Annotated in this window: 15 protein-coding genes, 2 tRNA genes and 3 pseudogenes; 8 read left to right on the forward strand and 12 right to left on the reverse strand. The window is 64.1% G+C overall.

Annotated features, from left to right (window positions below):
• Positions 1-190: 190 nt before the first annotated feature.
• Positions 191-337 (reverse strand): annotated as a pseudogene (locus tag FVF58_RS53870) (MFS transporter); the annotation flags it as partial.
• 612 nt (positions 338-949) lie between these two features.
• On the opposite strand from FVF58_RS53870, the pseudogene FVF58_RS47875 reads away from it, so the two are divergent.
• Positions 950-1,186: pseudogene (locus tag FVF58_RS47875) on the forward strand (glycoside hydrolase family 3 protein); the annotation flags it as partial.
• A gap of 176 nt (positions 1,187-1,362) precedes the next feature.
• The gene (locus tag FVF58_RS47880; RefSeq protein WP_281291360.1) at positions 1,363-1,998 is read left to right on the forward strand and encodes a site-specific integrase; all 636 of its coding nucleotides are present in this window, start codon (positions 1,363-1,365) and stop codon (positions 1,996-1,998) included.
• A 113-nt stretch (positions 1,999-2,111) separates the two neighbouring features.
• On the opposite strand, the gene FVF58_RS47885 is transcribed toward FVF58_RS47880, so the two are convergent.
• The 7 genes from FVF58_RS47885 to fdnG form a co-directional block, all read right to left on the reverse strand.
• Positions 2,112-2,204 (reverse strand) — tRNA-Sec (locus tag FVF58_RS47885).
• Between the two features lie 34 nt (positions 2,205-2,238).
• Positions 2,239-4,152 (reverse strand): selenocysteine-specific translation elongation factor, encoded by a 1,914-nt coding sequence (selB, locus tag FVF58_RS47890; protein WP_149676509.1) that lies wholly within the window; start codon positions 4,150-4,152, stop codon positions 2,239-2,241.
• Positions 4,149-5,591 carry an L-seryl-tRNA(Sec) selenium transferase gene (gene selA, locus FVF58_RS47895; RefSeq protein ID WP_149676510.1) on the reverse strand — a complete coding sequence of 481 codons (1,443 nt, stop codon included), beginning with the start codon at positions 5,589-5,591 and terminating at the stop codon, positions 4,149-4,151. Before selA ends, selB begins: the two co-directional genes overlap by 4 nt.
• Positions 5,592-5,637: 46 nt before the next feature.
• The gene (gene fdhE, locus FVF58_RS47900; RefSeq protein ID WP_149676511.1) at positions 5,638-6,639 is read right to left on the reverse strand and encodes a formate dehydrogenase accessory protein FdhE; all 1,002 of its coding nucleotides are present in this window, start codon (positions 6,637-6,639) and stop codon (positions 5,638-5,640) included.
• Positions 6,640-6,753: 114 nt separating this feature from the next.
• Positions 6,754-7,410 (reverse strand): formate dehydrogenase subunit gamma, encoded by a 657-nt coding sequence (locus FVF58_RS47905; protein WP_149676512.1) that lies wholly within the window; start codon positions 7,408-7,410, stop codon positions 6,754-6,756.
• On the reverse strand, positions 7,397-8,329 hold the full coding sequence (fdxH, locus tag FVF58_RS47910; protein ID WP_149676513.1) for a formate dehydrogenase subunit beta: 933 nt from the start codon (positions 8,327-8,329) through the stop codon (positions 7,397-7,399). Before fdxH ends, FVF58_RS47905 begins: the two co-directional genes overlap by 14 nt.
• A gap of 9 nt (positions 8,330-8,338) precedes the next feature.
• Complete coding sequence (gene fdnG, locus FVF58_RS47915; RefSeq protein ID WP_149676514.1) at positions 8,339-11,407, reverse strand: formate dehydrogenase-N subunit alpha; 3,069 nt, start codon at positions 11,405-11,407, stop codon at positions 8,339-8,341.
• Positions 11,408-11,709: 302 nt separating this feature from the next.
• Here fdnG and FVF58_RS47920 point away from each other — a divergent pair, with 302 nt between their 5' ends.
• The 6 genes and pseudogenes from FVF58_RS47920 to FVF58_RS53875 form a co-directional block, all read left to right on the forward strand.
• Positions 11,710-11,967, forward strand: coding sequence for a beta-xylosidase (locus tag FVF58_RS47920; RefSeq protein ID WP_188131198.1), 258 nt, complete (start codon positions 11,710-11,712; stop codon positions 11,965-11,967).
• 226 nt (positions 11,968-12,193) lie between these two features.
• Positions 12,194-13,258 carry a selenide, water dikinase SelD gene (gene selD, locus FVF58_RS47925; RefSeq protein ID WP_149676516.1) on the forward strand — a complete coding sequence of 355 codons (1,065 nt, stop codon included), beginning with the start codon at positions 12,194-12,196 and terminating at the stop codon, positions 13,256-13,258.
• Positions 13,259-13,409: 151 nt separating this feature from the next.
• Positions 13,410-14,477: a tRNA 2-selenouridine(34) synthase MnmH gene (mnmH, locus tag FVF58_RS47930; protein WP_149676517.1), complete on the forward strand. Its 1,068-nt coding sequence runs from the start codon at positions 13,410-13,412 to the stop codon at positions 14,475-14,477.
• 24 nt (positions 14,478-14,501) lie between these two features.
• Complete coding sequence (locus tag FVF58_RS47935) at positions 14,502-15,557, forward strand: permease (RefSeq protein ID WP_149676518.1); 1,056 nt, start codon at positions 14,502-14,504, stop codon at positions 15,555-15,557.
• Positions 15,558-15,574: 17 nt separating this feature from the next.
• On the forward strand, positions 15,575-15,709 hold the full coding sequence (locus FVF58_RS54375) for a hypothetical protein (RefSeq protein WP_281291359.1): 135 nt from the start codon (positions 15,575-15,577) through the stop codon (positions 15,707-15,709).
• Between the two features lies 1 nt (position 15,710).
• Positions 15,711-15,848, forward strand: a pseudogene (locus tag FVF58_RS53875) (YciI family protein); the annotation flags it as partial.
• Between the two features lie 105 nt (positions 15,849-15,953).
• Here the strand turns inward: FVF58_RS53875 and dhaK are convergent.
• The 4 genes from dhaK to FVF58_RS47960 form a co-directional block, all read right to left on the reverse strand.
• Complete coding sequence (dhaK, locus tag FVF58_RS47945) at positions 15,954-17,651, reverse strand: dihydroxyacetone kinase subunit DhaK (RefSeq protein WP_149676519.1); 1,698 nt, start codon at positions 17,649-17,651, stop codon at positions 15,954-15,956.
• Between the two features lie 250 nt (positions 17,652-17,901).
• A tRNA-Val gene (locus tag FVF58_RS47950) sits at positions 17,902-17,978 on the reverse strand.
• A gap of 78 nt (positions 17,979-18,056) precedes the next feature.
• The gene (locus FVF58_RS47955; RefSeq protein WP_149676520.1) at positions 18,057-19,547 is read right to left on the reverse strand and encodes a M81 family metallopeptidase; all 1,491 of its coding nucleotides are present in this window, start codon (positions 19,545-19,547) and stop codon (positions 18,057-18,059) included.
• Positions 19,544-20,824, reverse strand: coding sequence for a Zn-dependent hydrolase (locus FVF58_RS47960; protein ID WP_149676521.1), 1,281 nt, complete (start codon positions 20,822-20,824; stop codon positions 19,544-19,546). Before FVF58_RS47960 ends, FVF58_RS47955 begins: the two co-directional genes overlap by 4 nt.
• Positions 20,825-20,856 lie beyond the last annotated feature (32 nt).

Genomic DNA, 20,856 nt, shown 5'->3' on the forward strand with positions numbered 1-20,856 from the left:
TGTCGAAAGCTATCGGCGCCGCACAGCCAGCGACAAACAGAAAGAGCGCCGCCGTCAATTACCCACTGACACCCCGAACGGAGCGACAACCATGACCCCCTGACGCAGCGACAATCACCTCGGTCGACCGGCCAAGATGTTTGTCGGTAAACCGGACTTCCTGCTTGACGCTATCCACCAATCTTGGTCGCGCGGCGCCAAGGCTTGCCATGAGGAACCTGGGCAGCAGGCTGTGGATGATTTCGGACAAAACGTCCATGAACAAGCTGACGCAGCCGAGCATCCAGACGGTCCACGGAATTTGGCGAAGAACAGTTACTTTAGTTTCAGTTTCCATTGAGATACCAGTGAGAGAACTCGGACTTTGAAGGTGGCCGCAGTTCAATCGCTCAACGCCAAGACGAGCCAAATGCTCGAGCCGCTTGAGCCAAGCACGCGGAGCGCCGGGAACCGCACACTATGCCCTGCATAATAGCGAAGCTCTCCGCCACCGAGCCCATGACCCGAGCACGGCGCGACTGCGGTTCATTCGTAACTGCCGGGCGCTCGACATGACCCAAGATGAAGGTGCGAGAGCTGCTTAATGCCAATGACGGCAATTGCTCCAATTGTGGTGCCATCAAATCGCTGTCGAGGACCACATCGAGCACGTTAATACGCGAATCACCGAACTGCTGCTGTTGCGGGAACAGCTGACCGCGTTGCGCCAGAGATGCGGTGGAGAGCACCTGGTCGACCCATGCGCGTCATGCATGAGGTGACTTCGTGTGAGGCGCCGCGCACGCAAAGACAAAGACATCTCGCCTTGGATGACTGTTCCCACGCTCCATGACCGCCCTCCGTCCCCTTCCGGGCGGCGGATTCAAGCAGCCGATAGCCGTCGGCTCCCTATCCGAGGCGGTGGTCAGCCGTAGTCACGCACCAATTGCCACGTCCAGCTTCAGGGTAAGCCGAGTCGCACGCGGTCCTCGAGACCTGGTATCCGGGCGGACAGGGCGGACGGGCCATTGCCGATATGCTGTTCGGCGACGCAAATCCGTCCGGCAAGCTGCCAATCTCGTTTCCGAAACAGGACTCCGATTTACCGCAGCCCGTCATCTCGTCAAGCGATCTCAACGTGCCGTACAACGAGGGCTTGCTTATGGGCTATCGCTGGTATGACGCGAAGCAGATCGAGCCGCTGTGGCGTGGCTCAAGTCACTTGATCAGCAACGGCCAAAACCCATCTCGAACAAGCGATTAGCCAACATTCAGACGGTAGTCCGGCAAGCGCTTGCTGCAGCGCTCGATCAGCATCTCGTCGACATCAACCCTCTGGGCGCCTTTACCTACTCGCGCAAGATCAGCGTGCGGGTAGAGGAAGTGAACGTCTGCGAGCTTCTAACAAAGGCCCCCGTCGATCCCTTTTCATCCGAAGAACAAGCGCAGATTCTCGCGCTCGCAGACCCGCAGATGCGCAACTATCTGAAGTTCGCCTTCTGGACGGGCTTGCGTACAAGCGAACTCGTCGCACTCACTTGGTCGGACATCGATTGGGACGCGGGTGTCGTGAAGGTTTGGAAGGCCATGACGCGCGAGGCCAATGGCAAGGTCGAAACAACCAAGACGGTGTCCGGCAGGCGTCAGGTCAAGCTGTTGCCACCGGCGGTCGCGGCGCTGAATGCACAAAAGGAACACACGGATAAGGCGCACAAAGCGATCTTTCACGACCCGCGCACCGGCAAGCGATGGGCGGGCCATGGCAAGATATATGACGTATGGCAGGTCATCATGCGCAAGGCCAACAAGCTGCACGGCATCCGCTATCGCAACCCCTATCAGACCCGCCACACCTATGCATCAATGATGCTCTCCGCCGGCGAGCCGCCGATGTGGGTGTCAAAGCAGATGGGACACGCGGACCAGACGATGATCTATCGTGTCTATGGGCGCTGGATGCCGGAAGCCGACCGTGGTGCAGGATTACGCGCGGTAGCAATGTTCGACACCAAGGAATAGTTGTGGCATGCCTGTGTCATTCCTGCGGGGAATTCGGGGGGCACAGAGGGGCATAAAACTAAAATGAAAGGATTTCGTCGTCGAATTACCCGCAAACCCTTGTCAAACGGCGGCGGAAGGCAGCCGGAGTCGAACCGACCAGGGAGTGTCTGACACCCCCTACTGGGTTTGAAGCCCAGCCGCACCACCGGATACGAATGCCTTCCTACGGTGATTAAACAACACGACGCCGATCAACGATCAGAGCAGATCGAGCCAACGACTATCCGCGCGCATCAGATGCAGCCCACGGTGGAAGCGAGTATACCCAACCCGGTCGAAGAACTCCAAAAGCTGAATCGCGCGTTTGCGCCCCAGTCCGGTGACATCGCGAAACGGCGCAGCCGCTACCGTGCCCGCGTTCTTCCGTGCCTCGGCTGCCGCGATCGACGCCAGTTCGCGAATCACCTCCTGGTGATAAAAGAGGTCCTTCACGACCTGGAAAAGCTCGCCCTGCCGCGCAAGTTTGCGCATCAATTGACGCATGCGCTCCTCGGGCACGCCATGCGCGTTTGCCAGATCGCGCACCCACGGCGGATCGAAACGCCCCGCCTTGACTTCAGGCAGCAGCGCCGCCGCGAGCGCCCGGTCGGCGTCGTCGAGCGTCACGGTGTGACCGGGCAAATGCAGCCAGGGCCCGCGTTTGACGATCTCGCCGCGCGCAGCGGCATCGTCGACTAACGCGCGCCACAACGCATCGTCCACCAGAGGCGCGGCAATCCGCCGCAAGCGCGAAACGTCGGGCCCCAGTTCGTCAGGCGAGCGCTCGTGGTACTGCGCGAGCGTCCCGGTCAGCCGCGTGGTCAAGGCCTGCCATAACGCATCGGCAACGAGCAACGCATCGTGACCGGGCAGATCGACAACGCGCGTGTCGGACGGCAACGCGAGCGCGGCCGCCGGCATGCCCGTCAATCTTTCCAGCAACGCGCGCGAAAGACCGTGTGGCGCCCTCGCGAACATCGCGTCGAGCGCACCGGTGTCGAGCATCGTCTGCATCGCATCGAGCCACGCTAGCCGCTCAGGCGAGCGCCGCTTGCGCGACGGCGCGAACGGATCGAGCACATGGCCGCCACCCACCGTGCGATTGGCCTGGGCATTTCGTACGACGAAGCGGTCGCCCGGCACCGCGCACACCGCCCGCTCGAACGCGAGTTGCACGCGCGCACGCCGACCTGCGCCGAGCGTTTCACCCTCGAGCAACGCCACATGCGCAACCTGATGCTGCGTGCCCAGGTGCACGTGCAGCGGTGTCCAATGCTCCAGCGTGAACGGCGCGTCGGCGAGCAGCGTCAGCATCACGTCGACCCGCTCCGACGCTTGCGACAGACGCGGATCGAGCACCCAGTCGCCGCGCTCGATCGCGCTCTTCTCGATGCCCGCGAGGTTCAACGCGCAGCGCTCGCCAGCGCGTCCAGTCGCGGCGGGGCGATTCTGCGCATGGATGCTGCGCACGCGCACCGACTGATTCTTCGGCGCGAGCAGCATCGTCTCGCCGACGCTCACGCTACCGGAGACCACCGTGCCCGTGACGATCGTGCCCTGCCCCGCGAGCGTGAAGACGCGATCGATCGCAAGACGGAACAGGCCGTCAGCACGCTTTCTATGCCAGGCCGCGGCCGTCTGGTGCAGATGCGCTTTCAGCGCGGCCACGCCGGGATCGTCGCCGCGCGTCGCACAGGTCTCGAACACCGGCGCATCGTGCAGCACGCTGTCGCTCAGAAACGCGCTCACCTCGTCGCGCACTTCGCGCAACCGCTGCGCGTCCACGCGATCCACCTTGGTCAACGCGATCGCGCCGCGCTGAATGCCGAGCAGTTCCACGATCGCCAGATGCTCGCGCGTTTGCGGCATCACGCCGTCGTCGGCGGCGATCACGAGGAGCGCGAAATCGATTCCGCTCGCGCCAGCGGTCATCGTGTGCACGAGCTTTTCGTGGCCCGGCACGTCGATCAGACCGAGCACGTCGCCATTCTCGAGCGGCACATACGCGTAACCGAGCTCGATCGAAATGCCGCGCGCTTTCTCTTCCTTGAGACGATCCGTATCGACGCCCGACAAAGCCTTCACCAGGCTCGTCTTACCGTGGTCGATATGTCCCGCCGTACCGACGATCATGCGTGCGTGTCCTTCGGTCGTTCGAGCAGTTGCCCGATCAGTTGCGCTTCATCGGCGGCTTCGAGGCAGCGCAGATCGAGGCGCAATGCGTCATCTGCGATACGGCCGATCACCGGCCGCGCCATCTCGCGCAGCAGCTTTTCCAGCGTGAGCAGGTGACGGCCGCCACGCTTGCCGTCGGCCATTCTGACGACGAGGCCGTAGCTCGGCAGCACGTCGACGGGCAACGCGCCGCTGCCGATCTGGCTGAACATCGGCTCGGCGAGCACCGCATACTGCTCGCCGACCGCGCGTTGCAACGCAGGCTGCACGCGCTCTGCGGCAAGGCGGATGTCGTCGGTGGGACGCGTGAGCAGACGCAGCGTGGTCAGCCGTTCCACCAGCTTTTCCGGCGCGCGATATAGCTGAAGCACGGGCTCCAGCGCCGCGAGCGTGAGCTTGCCGACGCGCAGCGCGCGCTTGAGCGGATGCTTCTTGATCTTCGCGATCAGATCGCGCCGCCCGACGATCAACCCGGCTTGCGGACCGCCGAGCAGCTTGTCGCCGCTGAACGTGACGAGGTCGGCGCCGGCTTCGACGGTTTCGCGCACGGTCGGCTCGCGCGGCAGGCCCCATTGACTCAGATCGACCAGCGTGCCGCTGCCGAGGTCCACGACGACCGCGAGGCCGCGCGCATGCGCAAGCGGCGCAATTTCGTCGAGGCCGACCTCTTTGGTGAATCCGTGGATCGCGTAATTGCTCGCGTGGACCTTCATCAGCAGCGCGGTTTGCGGGCCGATGGCGTCGTCATAGTCCTTCAGATGCGTGCGATTGGTCGTGCCGACTTCGCGCAGCCGGGCGCCCGCGCGGCTCATGATGTCAGGAATGCGAAACGCGCCGCCGATCTCGACCAGCTCGCCGCGCGACACGACGACTTCCTTCTTCGACGCCAGCGCGGACAGCGTGAGCAGCACCGCGGCGGCGTTGTTGTTGACCACGGTTGCCGCTTCGGCCCCGGTCAGTTCGCAGATGAGTTCGTCGATCAGATCGTCGCGGTCGCCGCGCTTGCCGGTGCCGAGATCGAACTCGAGGTTGGCGGGTTGCGTGAGCGCTTTCATCACGGCCTGCACCGCCTCGTCGGGCAAGAGCGCGCGGCCGAGATTGGTGTGCAGCACGGTGCCGGTCAGATTGAATACGCTGCGCAAGCGCGATTCGTTGCGCCGGCGCAGTACGGCTTCGACCGTCGCGTGCAGTTGCCGGCTGTCGAGCGCGCCGACCGACGCGCCGCCCGCTTGCGCGCTCGCGCGCCAGGCGTCGAGCGCCGCGCGCACGGTGTCCAGCACCTGCGTGCGCCCATATTCGCTGATGAGCGCCGCAAACTCCGCCGACGCCATGACTTTTTCCACCGACGGCACGCGCGCCATCAGCGCGCGCAATTCCGAGCCGCTCACATCGCTCACGAAGCAATCCTTTTTAGTCGTGTCCGGTAGGCGCGTCCGGCCGGGTCTAATCGGACCCGGCCTCGTCGGCGGGCTCCTCCGCGCCGCCGGCCTGCTCGGGCCACAGCCACGGATGCGGCGACGCGCGCCGATAACCCTCCGCCCCCATCAGCAGATCCAGCGTGAGGCTAGCGAGATCGTCCGCGAACGGATCGAAGTCGTAGTCCTTCGACTGAATGCCGATCTTCCGGTAAGTATGGCATTCGTCGCACGACTCCGCCTTCAGCGCGGCGTTTTTCGCTTCCGCTTGCCGCGTGGCGTCGTCGGCGTCCGGCGAGCCGACCGCGTGATACGCAATGCCCTTGGTCGAATCGCAGTTCGAGCATTTCGAGCGCACCATGTGCCACTCGGTCGAGCACAAGCCGCATTGCAGGTAGCGGTAATTGTCATACACGCCGCCCACGCGCACCGTGCTTGCCACCGGATGCGATCCGCACACGGGACACAGGCCGAGCGTTTCGATGTACGGCACTTCGCGCTTGTCGATGTCGGCGGCGAGATCGGTCCAGACCACCTGCAACGCGGCCATGATGAACGGCGCGCTGGCCGGATCGATTTCTTCGAAGCGCTGCGCGAAGAGCGCGTCGGCCTGCGCTTCGAGCGTGGCGGTGTCGAGCGTGCGCAAGCGGGCCACCAGCGCTTCGAGCGGCGGCGTGAGCGGGCCCGCGCCTTCGATCCTGTCGAGCAGCTGGCGCAGCACGTCGCGCCACGCCGGATCGCGCACGCCGGAGAGCGCAGGAATCAGCGGCATCGAATGCTGTTGCGCGCTCGCGATCAACTCAGGGCTGGGCGGCTGCGCCTTGAAGCTCGTGATCACCGCTTGCTGCGCGTCGGCGAGCACGGCCATCAGGCGTAGATAGCCGGCGATCGGATTGTCGAGGGCCGCGAGCTGGCGCAGGCGCGCGGCGCGCGGCGCGAACACCGCGAGCCGCTCGGGCGTGCGGATGCGGGGTATCGCCGAGTGATCGAGCGACTCGATATCGCCGGCTTCGAGAATGCGTTGAACCACAGTATCGACCTCTGAAAACTGCGCTGAAAACCGCGCCGGAAACTGAAGAGCCGCCGCGCTTCATCGAACAAGGGCGGCGGCTCGGTGTGCAGTACGCTGGCAAACGCGCTGCTGTTACTTGCCGATGATTTCCTTGAACCAGTTCGGATGATGCTTTCTCGCCCAGCCGTAAGTCACGGTGCCGCGCGTCATCGCGCCGATCGAGCCCTTGACCCACAACGCCGCATAGATATGCACGACGATGCCGACCATCAGCACGAACGCCGCGGCCGCATGCACCACTGCCGCGAGCCGGATGATCCCGATCGGGAAATAGAACGAGAAGTAGCGCCGCCAGATCACAATACCGCTTGCGAGCAGCAACACGAGACAGACTACCATCGTGAAGAACAGCAGCTTCTGACCGGCGTTGTACTTGCCGATCGCGGGGAGCTTTTCCTCGCGATTGTTGAGCACGTCGTCGATCTGCCGCATCCACTGCAGGTCGGCGTTGTCGAGATAGTTGTGATGCCAGAAGCGCAACGCAAGAATCAGGAACGACACGAACATCACGCAGCCGATGAACGGATGCAGAATCCGCGTCCATTGCCCGCCGCCGAGAATCGCGTAGAGCCACGACATCGCCGGATGAAACATGGCGAGGCCGGAGATCGCCAGCAATACAAACGAGATCGCGGTGATCCAGTGATTCGTGCGCTCGTTCGGCGTGTAGCGCACGATCAGGCTGTTGCCCTTCACGTCCTTCAGCTCGGTATGCTCAGGGTGCTTCATTGGATGCCTCCCTCGAACGGCGTGCTTCGTCGGCTTCGCGCTGGGCTACGGCTTCGTCCTCTTCCGTCACCTCGTTCGGACCGACACGCGTGTAGTGGAAGAAACCGGCCACCGCCGCGAACGCGATGCCCGCCAACGCCAGTGGCTTCGCCAGCCCCTTCCACAGCGAAACCATCGCGCTGATTTTCGGATTCTCCGGCAAGCCGTGATACAGCGACGGACGATCGGCATGATGCAGCACGTACATCACGTGCGTGCCGCCCACCCCCGCGGGATCGTACAGGCCGGCGTTCTGGAAACCCCGTTCCTTCAGATCCACGATCCGGTCCGCGGCCTGCTGATGCATGTCCTCCTTGGTGCCGAACATGATCGCGCCGGTCGGGCAGGTCTTCACGCAAGCCGGTTCCTGACCCACCGCCACACGATCCGAACACAGCGTGCACTTGTATGCGCGGTGGTCCTTCTTCGAAATGCGCGGCACGTTGAACGGGCAGCCGGTGATGCAATAGCCGCAGCCAATGCAGTTTTCCTCGTGGAAATCCACGATGCCGTTCGTGTACTGCACGATCGCGCCAGGCGACGGACAGGCCTTCAGACAGCCAGGATCCTCGCAGTGCATGCAGCCGTCCTTGCGGATCAGCCACTCCAGATCGCCTTGCGCGTTCTCGTACTCGGAGAAACGCATGACGGTCCACGAATGCTCGCTCAGATCGGCCGGGTTGTCGTACACGCCGACGTTCACGCCGACTTCATCGCGCAGGTCGTTCCACTCCATGCAGGCGGTCTGACATGCCTTGCAGCCAATGCACTTCGACACGTCGATGAGCTTGGCGACCGTGCCCGTGGCCGGCTCACGCGCTTGCGGCGCGGGCACGGTCGTGGCCGAGATGCGTTTGATATCCAGTGATTGCAGTGCCATCTCTTTTCCTTATGCCTTTTCGACCTTGACGAGGAACGACTTGAATTCCGGTGTTTGCGAATTCCCATCGCCCACGGAAGGCGTCAGCGTATTGATGAGATAGCCCGGCCTGGTGATTCCCTTGAAGCCCCAATGCAACGGCAAGCCGACCGTCTGTACTTTCTTTCCTTCAATTGTCAGCGTTTTGATCCGCTTGGTGACGAGCGCCACGGCAATGACGTGCCCGCGATTGGACGACACCTTGATGCGGTCCCCCGCCACCACGCCGACCTCTTTCGCCAGATCCTCGCCGATCTCCACGAACTGTTCCGGCTGAATGATCGCGTTCAGATGCGCATGCTTGGTCCAGTAGTGGAAATGCTCGGTCAGACGATACGTGGTCGCCGTATGCGGGAAGTTCTCGTGCGTGCCGAACGCCGCCCGGTCGCCAGGGAACACGCGCGCCGCCGGATTGCTGACGGCCGCCTTGTTGTCCGGATGCAGCGGGTTGTAGCCGAGCGGCGTCTCGAACGGTTCGTAGTGCTCGGGGAATGGCCCTTCGACCAAACCGTCACGTGCAAAGAAGCGCGCCACGCCCTCCGGATTCATGATGAACGGATTCATGCCGTTCTCGGGCGGTTCATCGACCTTGAAGTCGGGGACGTCGGCACCCGCCCACGCGCGGCCGTTCCACGCGATCAGCTTGCGCTTCGGATCGAACGGCTTGCCGCTGACGTCGCACGACGCCCGGTTGTACAGAATCCGCCGGTTCGCCGGCCATGCCCACGCCCAGTTCAGCGTATTGCCGATGCCGGTCGGGTCGGAGTTGTCGCGGCGGCCCATCTGATTGCCCGCCTGGGTCCACGATCCGCAGAAGATCCAGCAGCCGCTCGCGGTGCTCCCGTCGTCGCGCAACTGTGCGAAGCTCGCCAGCTGTTCGCCCCGCTTCGCGAGCACCTTGGTTTTGTCGGTCGGATCGGTGACGTCGGCGAGGGCCTTCCCGTTGAACTCCATTGCGAGTTCTTCGGGCGTAGGGCTTTCCGGATTGGAATACGGCCAGCTCATGTTGAGAATCGGATCGGGATACTTGCCGCCGTCCTTTCTATAAGCATCGCGAATGCGCAACCACAGCCCCGACATGATCTCGAGATCGCTCTTCGCTTCGCCCGGGCCTTCCGCACCCTGCCAGTGCCACTGCAGCACGCGGCTCGAACTGACCAGCGAGCCGCGCTCTTCCGCGAAGCAGGTGGTCGGCAGACGGAACACTTCAGTCTGGATCGACGCCGTATCGACGTCGTTGAAAGCGCCGTGGTTCTTCCAGAACTCGGAAGTTTCGGTGGCGAGCGGGTCCATGATGACGAGCCACTTCAGCTTGGCCAGACTCGCGCCGATCTTCGCCTTGTTCGGCGCCGCGGCGAGCGGGTTGAAGCCCTGCGCGATGTAGCCGGTCATCTTGCCTTGATTCATCAGCTCGAAGACCTGCAGCATGTCGTATGACTTATCCAGCTTCGGCAGGTAGTCGAAGCCGAAGTTGTTCTCGGCCGTTGCGTTGTCGCCCCACCACGACTTCATGAAGCTGACGTGGAACGCGCGATAGTTGCGCCAGTAGCTCAACTGGTTCGGCCGCAGCGGCTGCGCGGCGCGCTTCGTGATGTACGCGTCGAAGTCCTGCTCCGCTTCCACCGGCAGCGTCATGTAGCCCGGCAGCAGGTTCGACATCAGGCCGAGGTCGGTCAGGCCCTGGATGTTCGAGTGGCCGCGCAACGCGTTCATGCCGCCGCCCGCGATGCCGATGTTGCCCAGCAGCAGCTGCACCATCGCGCCGGTGCGGATGATCTGCGAGCCGACCGAGTGATGCGTCCAGCCGAGCGCGTACAGGATCGTGCCGGCGCGCCCGGGGACCGCCGTCGATGCCAGCATCTCGCACACGTGCAGGAACTTCTCCTTCGGCGTGCCGCAGGCTTTCTCGACCTGCTCGGGCGTATAGCGCGAATAGTGCTGCTTCATCAGCTGATAGACGCAGCGCGGGTCTTGCAGCGTCGGATCGACCTTGACGAAGCCGTCGTCGCCGCGCTCGTAGTCCCACGAGGTCTTGTCGTAGCTGCGCTTTTCGGCGTTGTAGCCGGAGTACAGACCGTCGGTAAACGAAAAGTCTTCACGGACGATGAACGACATGTCCGTGTAGTTCTTCACGTACTCGTGCTGGATCTTGTCGTTGGTGAGCAGATAGTTGATCACCCCGCCCAGGAACACGATGTCCGAGCCGGTCCGGATCTGCGCGTAATAGTCCGCCACCGACGCCGTGCGCGTAAAGCGCGGGTCGACCACGATCAAGCGCGCCTTGCGATGCGCCTTGGCTTCCGTGACCCACTTGAAACCGCATGGGTGCGCCTCGGCCGCATTGCCGCCCATCACGAGAATCACATCCGCGTTCTTGATGTCGACCCAATGGTTCGTCATCGCTCCACGGCCAAACGTCGGGGCAAGACCTGCCACCGTCGGGCCGTGTCAGACACGTGCTTGATTGTCGAATGCGAGCATGCCAAGACTGCGGACAGTCTTGTGCGTCAAATAGCCTACTTCGTTGCTACCGGCAGAGGCGGCCAGCATGCCGGTGGTCAGCCAGCGATTGACCTTCTTGCCGTCTTCCGTCGTCTCGACAAAGTTGGCATCGCGGTCCTCCTTCATCAGTCTGGCGATACGGTCGAGCGCGTCTTCCCACGAGATGCGTTTCCATTCATTCGATCCCGCCGCGCGGTACTCGGGGTGTCTCAACCGGCTCGGGCTATGAATGAAGTCGATCAGGCTCGCGCCTTTCGGGCAAAGCGTGCCGCGATTGACCGGATGGTCAGGATCGCCTTCGATGTGGATGATGCTGGACTTCGCGTTCTTGGCGTTGTCGCCCAGTCCATACATCAGGATGCCGCAACCCACCGAACAGTACGGACAGGTATTGCGGGTTTCGGTTGTGCGCGACAATTTGTACTGACGGACTTCCGCTAACGCGGGGGTCGGCGAGAAGCCCATCAGGGCTAGACTCGATCCGGCGAGCGTGGTGGCGGAAACCTTCATGAATTGTCGCCGGGACATGTGGGTCATTAATGGCCTCGGCTCTTTTCGGGATACTGATAGTGATTATAGGTGCCCGTATTAAGTGATGCAGTGAGATAAATACTCGATCCCGCCATGCGATAAATATGAAGCGTCACAGCCTGTTCTTTAACAATTCCGGGCATTGTTTCTGCTGCATCCTTAAGAGCAATTCATCCACCTTTATGCGGTGATCGCGCTTCGTCCTATCACCCATCAATGACAGGCTTATTTTCATGAGACAAAATCTTTGCTTTGTAGCGACCCGGCGCGCGTCGAAGGGTTGGGCGTCACTGGCACTCGGGACCGCGATGCTCGCCGCAAGCCCGTGCGGCATTGCGCAAATTCCCCAAGGCAGCGGCACATCACAGCAAGAAAATCGTACTTCCGCGATGGGCTCCGAGCCCGATCCGGCCGCCTCGGCAATCCATGAATCGCATAAGCCGCAAACTCGCGACGGCGGCTCGGCGACCTCGCGCGGCAAGACCGGGGGCAAGGATCAGAAGACGCACGGCGCGGGCGGATTCGACAATGGCTTGTACGGAACGGGTGCCGGCAGCAACAAATAACGATTGCGGACGCGGACAATTTGTCGCAGCCTGGCGGAACATATTTCGCCCGGGTGTTGTTTTAGCCATTCATTCAATCTGCGGTGCCCCACCTATTTGGGATCGGCGGCCGACTGCACCTTTGCTTTCTTATCAGGACTTGTCTGCGGAAAACTGCGCGTGCGCAGCGCCACACACGAACAACCATCATAATTGCGGTCATCCGAAGCCCGAGAATCGCGCCATCATGACCGACACCCACGCCCCGACCCGTCAATCGCCCCGACTCACCAGCCTGTCGCACGGCGGCGGCTGCGGCTGCAAGATCGCCCCCGGCCTCCTTGCCGACCTGCTCAAGCGCAGCGCGCCGCTGCCGTTCTTTCCCGATCTGCTGGTCGGCAACGACACCGCCGACGACGCCGCCGTCTACAAGCTCAACGACGAGCAGGCCATCGTCGCTACCACCGACTTCTTCATGCCGATCGTCGACGATCCGTTCGACTTCGGCCGGATCGCCGCGACCAACGCGCTGTCCGATGTCTACGCGATGGGAGGCAAGCCGATCATGGCACTCGCCATCGTCGGCATGCCGATCAACGTGCTGCCGCACGACGTGATCGCGGCCGTGTTGAAGGGCGGCGAGTCCGTGTGCGCCGAGGCCGGCATTCCGCTCGCCGGCGGCCATTCGATCGATTCGGTCGAGCCGATCTATGGACTCGTCGCACTCGGCGTGGTCGATCCGAAGCGCGTCAAACGCAATGCGGGGGCTCGAGCCGGCGACGTGCTGGTTCTCGGCAAGCCGCTCGGCGTCGGCATTCTCTCGGCGGCGCTGAAGAAGGACCAACTGGACGCCGCCGGCTACGCGGCGATGATCGGCGCGACGACCAAACTCAACCGCCCCGGTGCGGAGTTGGCGAGGCTGGACGGCGTGCATGCGCTGACGGACATCACCGGTTTCGGGCTGCTCGGGCATACGCTCGAACTGGCGCGCGGCTCGAATCTGACTGCCCGCGTGCGTTACACGGACCTGCCGTGGCTGCCGAACGTGCTCGGCCTCGCGGAAGCGGGTATTTTTACCGGCGCATCGGGGCGCAACTGGGACGCCTACGGTAAAGATATCGCGCTACCCGCGACACTGCCGGCGACGGCGCGCGCGCTGCTGACCGACCCGCAAACCTCGGGCGGCCTGCTGGTTTCGTGCGCGCCCGAAACGGTCGACGAAGTGCTTGCGCTGTTCCATGCCGACGGGTTCGGCGACGCGCGCGTGATCGGCGAAATGGTCACCGGAGAAAGGCGCGTCGAAGTCGTTTGACGCACGAGCGGACGCCGCGCTCAAGGCACGGGCCGAAGCATGGGACGAAGCGCGCGTAACGCAGGAGCCCCGGCCGCGCGCGTCGGCGGCCCGCCTTGGCCGCGCATGCGATAATTTCATTCCTCCCGCCGACCCGTTTTGTCTTCTTCCCTTGAAAAACCTTCTCGTCAGCCTCGAAAAAGTAGGTGATTTCGATGAAATCATCGATGTGCGCACGCCTCTCGAGTTTGCGGAAGACCACATTCCGGGCGCGCTCAACGCGCCGGTACTGAGCAACGAAGAACGCGTGCTGGTCGGCACGACGTACAAGCAGGTGTCGGCGTTCGAAGCCACGCGGATCGGCGCGGCGCTGGTCGCGCGCAACATCGCGCATCATCTGGAAACGACCTTCGCCGACCGGCCGCGCAACTGGCGGCCGCTGATCTACTGCTGGCGCGGCGGCAAGCGCTCGGGCTCGGTCACGACGCTGTTCAACATGATCGGCTGGCAGGCGCGCCAGCTGGACGGCGGCTACAAGAGCTACCGGCGCGCCACGCTCGCGGCGCTCGACACGCTGCCGAAAGCGTTCGCCTACATCGCGCTGGTCGGCCCGACCGGCAGCGGCAAGACGCGTCTGCTGTCGGCCCTGCACCAGGCCGGCGCGCAGACGCTCGACCTCGAAGCGCTGGCCGCGCATCGCGGCTCGCTGCTCGGCGCATGGGCGGGCGTGCCGCAGCCCTCGCAAAAGCGTTTCGACACGCTGCTCGTCAGCGCGCTGCGCGAGTTCGATCCAGGCCGGCCGGTGTTCGTCGAAGCGGAGAGCCGGCGCATCGGTTCGGTGGCGCTGCCGCTCGCGCTGCTGGAAGCGTTTCAACAGGGTGCGTGCGTGAAGGTGCTGTCGAGCCGCGAAGATCGCGCGGCGTTTCTGCTGCACGACTACGCGCACCTGTTCGACGACCCCGAAGCGCTGAAAGCGCAACTGCAACGGATGATCGGCTTGCATAGCCGCGAGCGCGTCGCGGGCTGGCAGCGGCTCGTCGACGAAAACCAGCGCGCCGAACTGGCCCACCAGCTGATCGAGCGGCACTACGATCCGGCCTATGCGCGCAGCAGCCATCAGCATTTCGCGCAGTTGCCGCACGCGCTGCAAATGACTTTCCGCCCCAACGACGCCGATCTCGTCGAACAGGCGAGAACACTGCTTGCGCGGCTCGACAACCGCGCGCCCGCTGTCATCTGATCAAAACCATCGCTTGAAACCAATATGCAAACAACTGTTCGGCAACCTCGTGTCGCGCTTGGCTGGGTCGTATTCCTGCTGATCGCCGTGGTCGGCCTCTTCTATGTGAAGTGGTTCCCGTACTACAACCGCGCATTCGTCGCCGCGAACCAGCACTCCATCGGCAAGTCGATCCTGATGGGCACGTCGGCGAGCGCGCCGGAGGCCTCGTGGCAAGCCGCGATCGATTACGCGCTCGCGTACGGCAAAGCGATCTGGCAAGCCATGGTGCTCGGCCTGCTGCTCGGCTCGGCGGTACAGGCGCTGATTCCGCCGCAATGGGTTGCGCGCGCGCTCGGCCGCACCGATTTCAGCAGTGTGGTGAAGGGCGGCTTGCTGTCGTTGCCGGGCATGATGTGCACTTGCTGTGCGGCCCCGGTCGTCGCCGGTTTGCGCGCGCGCCAGGCGGCGCCGGGCGCGGCGATCGCGTTCTGGCTCGGCAACACTGCGCTGAATCCGGCCACGCTGATCTTCATGGGCTTCGTGCTCGGCTGGCAGTGGATGGGCTTGCGGCTCGCGCTCAGCATCGTGATGGTGTTCGGCCTCGGCTATCTGGTGAACCGCATGGTCACGCCGAAAGAAGCCGAAGCGTCGCGCGAAGCCCTCTCGCTACTGGTGTCCGCCGACGACCCCGGCACCGCTTTCACGCGCTGGGTGAAAATCCTGGGCAGGATGACGCTGCGCCTCGTGCCCGAATACATCGTGCTGGTGCTGATTCTCGGCGCGGCGCGCGCGTGGCTGTTTCCGCACATCGGACCGAACATCGACAACAGCCTGGTGTGGATCATCGCGTTGTCGATCGCGGGCACGCTGTTCGTGATTCCGACCGCCGGCGAAGTGCCGATCATTCAGGCGATGCTGTCGTTCGGCATGGCAACCGGTCCCGCTGGCGCATTGCTGCTGACGCTGCCGCTGATCAGCGTGCCGTCGATGGCCATGCTCGGCCGCTCGTTCCCGAGGCGTGTGCTGACGGTGGTGCCGCTGGCGGTGGTGGTATGCGGCGTGGTCAGCGGCTTGCTGGCCGTTGCTTTGGGCTTCTGAATCCGGGTTTATCAAGTATGAAACGTATCGCCGCATTCGCTCTGACGAGCTGGTCGGCTGCAGGCCTGCTTTATGTCGGACAGCACTCGGTGGCGCTGATCGCCCTCAGCGGGATCGTGGTGCTGGCCGCCTTCGATCTGCTGCGCCCCTGACGGCGGCCTGATCGCGGAAACGCGCAAGGAAGCCGCGAAGTTTATTGCGGCCGATCCGTTTTCGTTGGTCCACCTTTTCGAGCGGGTGACGATTACCCGCTGGCGCAAGGCTTATTTCGACGGCGAGTGCTGTTTGTAGAGACTTGATGTCGACTACAAGGTCACACGGCTAACAGCGTTGTTGCTGTTAGCCGTTTTCTTTTCGGGCACGGGAACGAGCACGAGCACGCTCGCGCAACGCCGCTCAATCCGCTAACGCGTCGCGAATCGCAGCAAGCCACAACGCCACCGCATGCGCGCCGGGGTCCGCATGACCGAGCGCGCGATCGCCGACATAGCTCGAACGCCCTCGCCGTGGATGCATCGACGCCGTGCGAGCCGTCCCTTCGGTGGCCGCATCGACAACTGCCTGCAACGCGAGTCCAGTTCGCTCCGAACGAGCGAGGGCGGACTGCAACGCATCGGCGGCAGGCTTCAGCGCATCGACCATCGTGCGATCGCCCGGCTGCGCACCGCCCAGCTCCATCAATCCGTCGACGCCCGCACCGAATGCCGCCGCCCATTCCTTCGCCGTCGAGCCGCCTGAATGTTCGAGCGCGACGGCGGCACGCAATAGCATCACCGCGTACAGCGGGCCCGAAGTGCCGCCGACCACGCGTCGCAGCGTCGCCGACATGCCGCGCAATATGCCGCCCGGCGACGAAGGATACGAGTCGAGTTCATCGAGCACGGCACGCGCGCCACGCGACAGGCTGATGCCGAGATCGCCATCGCCGACGCGTTGATCCATCTCGGTCAAGATCGGCTCCGCTGTCAGCAAGCACGCGCAAACGGCTTCGATCGCACGGCGCAGGGGCGCTTCACGCGCGAGCGCCGCGCCGCTTGCGCGCTCCGGCGTGACGGGCGCGGGACGCACGGAAACCTGCGCGACGCGGCCGCTCAACGAAGGCCACGCGCTGGTGTGCGCGACGGCGTCGAGCCAGGCGACCCGCTCGTCGTCCACGCACAGTAGCGTCAACGAGACGCCCGCCATTTCCAGCGCGCTCAGGAACGTGCCGGCCCACGCGCGCTCCACCTTGATGCCGCATGCGGCCAGATTGCGCAACGCGGACCCGGCCACGATGCTCAATTCACTCGACGGCGTGCCGCCGAGATTGTTCACCAGCAGCGCCACCCGCTCTCCGGCTTGCAGCGACAGGTCGCTGACGATCTTTGCCAGCAGCTTGCCGACGATCGCGTCGGCCGGCTCCATCGCGCCACGCTCCACACCGGGTTCGCCATGAATGCCGAGCCCCCATTCGATTTCGCCATCGGCAAGCTCGAACCCCGGCTTGCCCGCTGCGGGCACCGTGCACGGCGTGAGCGCCACGCCCATCGTGCCGAGCGAAGCGGCGACCTCGCGCGCGATCCGCGCGACCTCGGCCAACGGCCGGCCGCCGGCGGCCGCGGCACCGGCGATCTTGTGGACCAGCACGGTCCCCGCAAGCCCGCGACGGCCCGCATGGTCGCCGCTCGCGACCAGCGCGACGTCGTCGGCGACGATCACCATCTCGGTGGGAATGCCCTCGGCGCGAGCGATCTCGGCGGCGAGGCCGAAGTTGAAGCGGTCGCCCGTGTAGTTCTTCACGATCAGCAATACGCCTGCCGCACCGGCGACCGCGCGGATCGCGTCGAGCACCGCGTCGGTGGACGGCGAGGTGAAGACCTCGCCCGCCACCGCTGCGCTCAGCATGCCGTGGCCCACATAGCCGCCATGCGCGGGCTCATGGCCCGAGCCGCCGCCCGAGATCAGCGCGACTTCGCCGCGTGCTGCAACGGCCTCGGCATCGGCCCGCACGACGATCGTGCCGCCTTGCAACAGCGAGAGATTGGGATTGAGCGCCGCGAGTCCATCGAGCATGTCGGGGACGACGGCGCGGACGTCGTTGATGAGCTTCTTCATTGCGCCAGCGCCTTTTTTGGCTGCCGGCGCAGCGTCGCGTCGCGCGCTGACGGCAGTTGCTTCAGTTGCGAAAGCGGAAGACTCAACTGTACCGCGCATTCGAGAACGCCGATGCGATCCGGCAAGCGTGAACGCGCAATGGAACTCGCGGAGGAGTCGAATGGCAATGAACGGGAAGCAATGCGGAAGAGAAAAACTGACAGGACAGTAGACGAAAGCGGAACCGCTTTCGTCTACGTCACTGATGCGTTGGTAGGCTCGATTGGATTCGAACCAACGACCCCCACCATGTCAAGGTGGTGCTCTAACCAACTGAGCTACGAGCCTTTAGAGGCGCGAATTATAGAGACTCCGCGCGAACAGCACAAGCCCCGATCGCTATTTATGCCGACGCGCATGCTTCGTTCAATTCGTCGACGCCCACTCGGTGCGTGTGTCCAGCGGATAAACCGGCCGCTTCACGTGCTCGAATGCGAACAGCCCGTAGTCGGAACTCGTCACGCCACGGCTATCGCATTCCACCAACGCAGCGGCGATCGGCACGAATACCGGGCGGCAGTACATGCGCGATTTGAGCAGCAGGAAACGCGCGCGACGCGGATCGATGCCGACGCTCTCGAACACGCCGAGGTCCCACGGCTCGTGCGTACGCTCGGTCATCACGAGCTTCACTGTGCCCGTATCGAGGACGGCGGCGCGTCCCATGAACGCACGCTGGCCAGTGTAGGTCGGGCCGCTGATCACGTACTCGCCATCGGTCAACGCGCGCACCACGCCGGTCACCGCGAGCGGCGGACGCGGCGTCAATGCATTGCTCGCGACCTTGTTGCCGATCGTCACCGTCACCGTGCTGCCGACGCCCGCCGACATCAACGCCGCGACCGCCTGCGGATCGCACAACGGTCCGCTGACGATGCCTTCGAGCTTCTGCCGCAACGCTTCTTCGAGCAGGTCCATTGTGTCGCAGGTGCCGCCCGACATGCAGTTGTCGCCGTGATCGAGCAACAGCACCGGTTTGTCGGCGCCCTGCGCGAGCGACGCGGCGTGCGCGACCGACTCCGCGAGCGGCGCGCTGCGATACACGAAATCATCGCGCTCGTCCCAGATCTGCCGCGCGATGCGCTCCGCCACCGCTTCGGCTTCAGCGCGCTCGCCATTGCCCACCACGACGACACTGATGCACGGCGCGGCAATATCGGCCAGCGAGAAGCCGGACAACACCGACACCGCCAGCATGCCGCCCGCTTCGGCCGCGCGCGCGGCGTCCACTGCGCGCTTCATCGCGCCTTCGGCGGTCGCGCTGCGCAGCGTGTGCGTGAGCAGCGGCGGCTGACGCCACGCGATCACTGGCTTCGTTTTGCCATGCACGAGGTCGAACATCAGACGCGCCGCGTGCGCGCCAGTCTCGTACATGTCGACATGCGGATAGGTCTTGAAGCTGACGATCACATCCGCGTTGTCGATCATCTTCTGCGTGACGTTGCCGTGCAGATCGAGCGCGACCGCGATTGGCGCATCCGGCAGCAATGCGCGCACGCGTTCGAGCAGATCGCCTTCACCGTCGTTCGAATTCTCGGCGACCATCGCGCCGTGCAGATCGAGCATCACCGCGTCGCAGCCGCTCGCCGCCGCCACGATCGCGTCGCAGATCGCAGCGTAAGCGGCGGCCTCGACCGGTCCGCTCGGATTCGCCGCCGCCGATACCGGCGTCACGATCTCGGCGTGCTCGCGCTCGGCGGCGTCGATGAACGCGGCCATCGCCGTTTGCATGCCTTTGTTTTCGTTGAACGCGTCCTCACCATAGCTCGGGCCGTTGCGGCCGAATGCGGCGAGCGGCGTCGCCACCGGCGAGAACGTGTTGGTCTCGTGATTCATCCGCGCGATCAGGATTTTCATGCGTTGGCACTCCCTACCTTCTGCGCCGCGTCCAGCATCGCCTGCAACAGCACGTTGCAGCCGGCTTCCAGATGATCGGCGCGCGCGTCCTCGATTTCGTTGTGACTGATGCCGTCCTTGCACGGCACGAAGATCATCGCGGCGGGCGCGACTCGCGCCAGATAGACGGCGTCGTGGCCCGCCCCGCTGATCACGTCCATCGACGAAAAGCCGAGCATATCCGCACCCTGCTTCACGGCGGCGACCAGTTCCGCAGCGAACGGCTGTGGCGGGAAATACACCACCTGTTCCACTTCGACGGCGATGCCGCTCTGCTCGCCCGCCGCCGAGCAGGCTGCGTGCAACGCGCGGTCCATCGCGGTGAGCGTGGTGTCGTCGGCGGCACGCAGATCGACCGTGAGCGTCACGCGGCCCGGAATCACGTTGCGCGAATTCGGATGCACGTCGAGCCAGCCCACCGTGCCGCGGCCATGCGGCGCGTAATCGAGTGCGATGCGGTTGACCGCGTGAATCAGATCCGCGGCGACGAGCAGCGCGTCGCGGCGCAACGCCATCGGCGTCGGTCCTGCATGCGCTTCCATCCCGTGCACGGTCACGTCGTACCAGCGTTGACCAAGCGCGCCTTGCACCACCCCGATGGTTTTATCGTGCGCCTCCAGCACCGGCCCCTGTTCGATATGCGCCTCGAAATACGCACCGACGTCATGCGGCTTTCCGCTCTCGCCGGCATAGCCGATCGCCGCCAGCGCGTCGCGCACCGACACGCCCTCGCGATCGCGTTGCGCCAACGCATGCTCCAGCGAGAACGCACCGGCGAACACGCCCGAGCCCATCATCACCGGCACGAAGCGCGAACCTTCCTCGTTGGTCCACACTGCGACTTCCAGCGGCGCGAGCGTTTGCACGTTGGCATCGGCGAGCGTGCGCAGCACTTCGAGACCGGCCAGCACGCCGTAGTTGCCGTCGAACTTGCCGCCCGTCGGCTGCGTGTCGATGTGGCTGCCGGTCATCACCGGCGGCAGGTCGTCGCGCAAGCCGGCGCGGCGCGCGAAGATATTGCCGATCGCGTCGATCCGCACGCTGCAGCCGATCGCCTTCGCCCACGCGATGAAAAGCTCACGCGCCTCGCGGTCCAGGTCCGTCAATGCGAGCCGGCACACACCGCCTTTGTCGGTGGCGCCGATCCGCGCGAGTTGCATGAGACTGTCCCAGAGCCGCGCGCCGTCGACTCGCAGATCGGCATGCGCCGCGACGGTTGTTGATTCATGAACTTGCATCGATGCTTCCTCGTATTGAAGACTGCGCAAGC

The organism is Paraburkholderia panacisoli (assembly GCF_008369935.1).
Lineage (GTDB): Bacteria > Pseudomonadota > Gammaproteobacteria > Burkholderiales > Burkholderiaceae > Paraburkholderia > Paraburkholderia panacisoli.

Bases quoted from the DNA above. Each gene is read 5' to 3' on its own strand.
- selB (WP_149676509.1), bottom strand. From the start codon at position 4,152: ATGATCGTCGGTACGGCGGGACATATCGACCACGGTAAGACGAGCCTG.
- FVF58_RS47905 (WP_149676512.1), bottom strand. From the start codon at position 7,410: ATGAAGCACCCTGAGCATACCGAGCTGAAGGACGTGAAGGGCAACAGC.
- fdxH (WP_149676513.1), bottom strand. From the start codon at position 8,329: ATGGCACTGCAATCACTGGATATCAAACGCATCTCGGCCACGACCGTG.
- FVF58_RS47920 (WP_188131198.1), top strand. From the start codon at position 11,710: ATGCTCGCCGCAAGCCCGTGCGGCATTGCGCAAATTCCCCAAGGCAGC.
- selD (WP_149676516.1), top strand. From the start codon at position 12,194: ATGACCGACACCCACGCCCCGACCCGTCAATCGCCCCGACTCACCAGC.
- FVF58_RS47935 (WP_149676518.1), top strand. From the start codon at position 14,502: ATGCAAACAACTGTTCGGCAACCTCGTGTCGCGCTTGGCTGGGTCGTA.
- FVF58_RS54375 (WP_281291359.1), top strand. From the start codon at position 15,575: ATGAAACGTATCGCCGCATTCGCTCTGACGAGCTGGTCGGCTGCAGGC.
- dhaK (WP_149676519.1), bottom strand. From the start codon at position 17,651: ATGAAGAAGCTCATCAACGACGTCCGCGCCGTCGTCCCCGACATGCTC.
- FVF58_RS47955 (WP_149676520.1), bottom strand. From the start codon at position 19,547: ATGAAAATCCTGATCGCGCGGATGAATCACGAGACCAACACGTTCTCG.
- FVF58_RS47960 (WP_149676521.1), bottom strand. From the start codon at position 20,824: ATGCAAGTTCATGAATCAACAACCGTCGCGGCGCATGCCGATCTGCGA.